This window comes from Flavobacterium sp. LC2016-13, from assembly GCF_009707955.1.
GTDB lineage: Bacteria > Bacteroidota > Bacteroidia > Flavobacteriales > Flavobacteriaceae > Flavobacterium.
In genome coordinates this window covers 1-4125 of the sequence record NZ_WMDQ01000032.1, presented here as the reverse complement: position 1 = coordinate 4125, position 4125 = coordinate 1, and the positions used below count along the sequence as shown (strand labels likewise).

The window sequence follows — 4125 nt, the reverse complement described above, 5'->3', positions numbered from 1 at the left end:
ACAGCAAAAATGCCCTGACCACACAAGGCGGAATTGTAGGCAACGGAACAGATTTCTGGGTTTTAAAATTAGACGAACAGGGAGGCGTGGTCTGGAGCAAAACTTTTGATTTTGGAAAAACAGATATTTTGACTTCTTTGGTAGAAAACAAGGATAATACCTATTTACTGGGAGGGCATGCGAAAACAGAATCAGGCCGATCCCTTGTCAATAAAGTAGCCAAAGCTGCCGGGGCAAGCAAGGAAAAGGACGGAATTGATGATTACATTGCCTTGAAAATCGATGCTAAAGGTGAAGAGATCTGGAAGAAAACAATAGGAAGCGCCGGAGAAGATATCCTTAGAAAGGTAATTGAAACCAGGGATGGCGGTTATTTAATGGCAGGTACTTCCAACTCTAACTCCTCAAAGGATAAAAACTCGAATATAGGCAGTAATGATTTTTGGGTGGTGAAACTAAAAGACAAAACCAAAGTCGAAAAAGTCAAAGCCGCTATAGAAGCCATACCTAATCCTGCCAATACTTATACCAATGTCATTATTGGCCATGATTTTAAATCAGGAACCGCCACTGTGGTGGATATTTCAGGAAGAATCCTGCAGGAGCTCAGTATAACCAGCAGGACAGTTCCGGTAGATTTAAGCAGATACTCGGAAGGTATCTATATCATCAACATCAAAACCGATGTTAAAACCGAATCGGTTAAAGTCATCAAATCAATTCATTAATTTTTAATGATTATTTGAACAAATATAGAAGCATCAATAATTTAAATACCCTGACAGGTTACATCGTAGCATGAAAATAAAAAACACTTATAAATTAATGATAATATTACTCTTGATTATAAATAAGAGTTGGAGTCAAAACGAAGCAACAAGTTTACTGCCAAACATAGTTCCCCCAGCCCCAAGCGCTTATCAACTAGGGAATTATGGGAATGTTCCAATAGGCTTGGTTAATGGAACGTCTAATATTAATATTCCATTGTTAACTTTTTCGACAAAGAATTTAACTATGCCTTTAAATTTATTTTACGGTTCAAATGGTGTTAAAGTTGATGATCTTTCATCAAGCGTAGGATTGGGATGGAATATGAATGCAGGAGGGATTATTACCAGAAGTGCAAATGATGTTGCAGATGAAAGAAACAGCATGTCTTCAAACGATATACCCGATGATGCGCTTTTAGATGATGGAAATCATACCTCTGAAGATATTAATTATTTCTATGCAATTGGAAATAATGAGAGGGTAGATTCCGAAACTGATATTTTTTCCTTTAATTTCAATTCGATATCGGGCAAGTTTGTTTTAGATAAAAATCAAAACCCGGTAGTGATCGAGAATCAAAACGTTAAGGTGGAGAAAATTACTGATTCTGGAAAAATTTCATTTGTAGTGACCACCAACAACGGGGTGAAATATTATTTTACAGAAACCGAGACGACCATGTTCAGGGCACAGAATGCCGGTTTTTCACAACCACAAATCTATACTACCTCATGGTATTTAACCAGTGTGAAACATCCTTTTGGTGATGAAATATATCTGGAATATGAGAATAACGATTATAGTTTTATTGCCTCAGAATCGCAATCCTTAATTGTGTCTAATCCTTATAATCAGGAAAATTGCACAGAAAATGGAAGTAATTACCAGTACGGTCCAGTGCTCACCAATATAACCTCGCACGGTATGTCTATCAATGGTAAGCATATAAAAAAAATATACTCCAATAACACAATTAATGGAGTTGTAATTTTTTTATATTATGCTGATAATGACCAGGAAGTTTCAGGTGCGGGAAATAGAAAAATTAAAGAAATACAATTGGTTGGTAATGCTTCTGAAATGATTGAAAAGGTTACTTTTAATTATACCATCATGCCTAATAAACGTACTTTTTTAAGTGAAATCTTTTTTAAAGATATAAACAAAAAATATAAATTTGAATATATCTCTCCTGACCAATTCCCGCTCCGATTATCTAAAAGCCAGGATCACTGGGGTTATTATAATGGAACTTCTAACACCAGTTTAGTGCCTGGAGTTCCTAATATTCCGGACGTACAATTCAACAAAGCCAATAAAGAGCCCATAGAAATCTATACCAAAATGGGAATGCTTAAAAAAATAGTTTATCCAACCAAGGGGTCTTCTGAGTTTGAATATGAAGCTAATACCTTTAGAGGTGAAAAGACAATTAAACCCTTACCAACCGGTGGTTATTTGACTGTTAATATCGGCCCTAGTACCATTGATCCGGATGCTGTAAAGCTAAGTGAGGAAACAATATACCTGCCTTTTGGTCAGCTCGTGCAGATTGGAGGCTGGGGAGAATTTAATCTGGATAACCAAGATTGTAAATCTGGTATGAATACAGATCATTCGCAGGCTTACATGAGTGTCATAGAAGTTGAAACGAATACACCTGTGGTTTTATTGAAAAAAGCACAGTCAGGAGCGTTATATGTTGAAGGAATTGCTGTCACATTAATGGAAGATATGTCCGTTAGCACTTTTTATTTTAATGGTCAGGCGAACAGACATTATAAAATTACTTTAAAGGCAAATATAAGGTGTACAGCCGGCGGAGTTAGTTTTAGCTATTATAATGCTCTTCCGCAGGTGACTTATGATAATATAGTAACAGGGGGAATCAGAGTAAAATCCCTTAAAGATACAAATGAGGATAAGCCAGTTAATTATAAACGGTTTTATTATTCTTCTTTATCCGATTTAAATATATCCTCAGGAATTTCATCTGGAAATCCCTATTATATATCAAACAGTGTAAAAAGAATTCCATGTCACGGTACTGGTGAAACTGGTGTTGTTTGCAGCCATGTTGACGTAAATAATTTGGTCGTGTCTTCAAGCAGTATTTTATCACTTTACGACAAGGGAGCCAATGTTTTCTATGACAATGTGACCATTAGCTATGGAAACGATGCATTTTTGAATGGAGGAGAGAACCATCAATTCATTGTAAATCGCGATCTGCCAGGAGAGGTACTGTCAGGAACGGATTTTAATCATTCGTCTAAAACCAATTCAGGCTGGGATAATGGATTAGAAAGTAAAGTAGTTTATTTTAAGAAAAAGAATACACCCAATGATTTTCTCTATCTTAAGAAAAGTACCAATGAATATGTCCTGGACACAAGAATTAATAAAGAAGTCTACAGCTATCCGGTAAGAAAGAATTTCCAGTTAGATTGCTTTTCTTTTGGGCAGCCTGATAGTATAGAGAATTTAGATATTATGCGAAGTGTAATTACTTCGCATTGGAATTACCTCTCTTCAAATGAAACTAAAGAATATTTCTATAATGCTAATAATGTCCTTACAGATTCAATAGTAAATGTAACCAAGTATTTTTATGACAATCCCTATCATGCACAATTAAGCCGAAAGCAAAGCATTAATAGTAAAAATGAAACTTTGAAAACCAAATATTTCTACCCTCCTGATTTAGCTGGAGAAACAGGAATGGCTGAATTAACTTTAGCCTATAGAATAGCAGATCCTGTTGTTATGGAACAATATAATGGAATTAATTTGATTTCTAAGAATAAAACAGTTTTTGCTAAAGATGACACCACAGCAAATTTGTTGCTTCCAAAAGAAGTGTATTCGGCTAAGTTTCCCAATTCACTTTCCGCAAATAATGATTTAAAAAGAAAAATAACATATGATAAGTATGATGATATTGGGAATATATTGCAGTATACTCCTGAGGCAGGTTTGCCCGTTTCTATCATCTGGGGCTATAACAACACACAGCCAATAGCTAAAATTGAAAACACAGCGTATCAAAATATTCCAGCTGGAACAATAACAAATTTACAAACATTATCAAATGCTGACAAGGATAACTGTTTAACAGAAAGCTGTAGTGAACAACTCCTTAGAAATGCGTTAAATGCGCTTAGAAATTCACTTTCAGGTAGTTTTATTACCACATACACTTATAATCCGCTGGTAGGTGTTACCAGTATTACCGATCCAAAAGGAATGACATCGTACTATGAATATGATGCTTTAGGCAGATTAAAATTTGTAAAAGATAATGAACTAAATGTGCTTCAGAAATATTGCTATAATTATAAGGGGCAGCAG

2 protein-coding genes are annotated in these 4125 nt (G+C 35.2%); both read left to right on the top strand.

Translation table 11 applies throughout. The annotated features are described in order from the left end of the window. Nucleotides 1–728, top strand: a 728-nt coding sequence (locus GKZ86_RS25125) for a T9SS type A sorting domain-containing protein (RefSeq protein ID WP_154785757.1), incomplete at its 5' end; no start/stop codon positions are given. A 97-nt stretch (nt 729–825) separates the two neighbouring features. Then, nucleotides 826–4125: RHS repeat protein (locus tag GKZ86_RS25120; protein ID WP_154785756.1), on the top strand; the 3300-nt coding region annotated here is incomplete at its 3' end.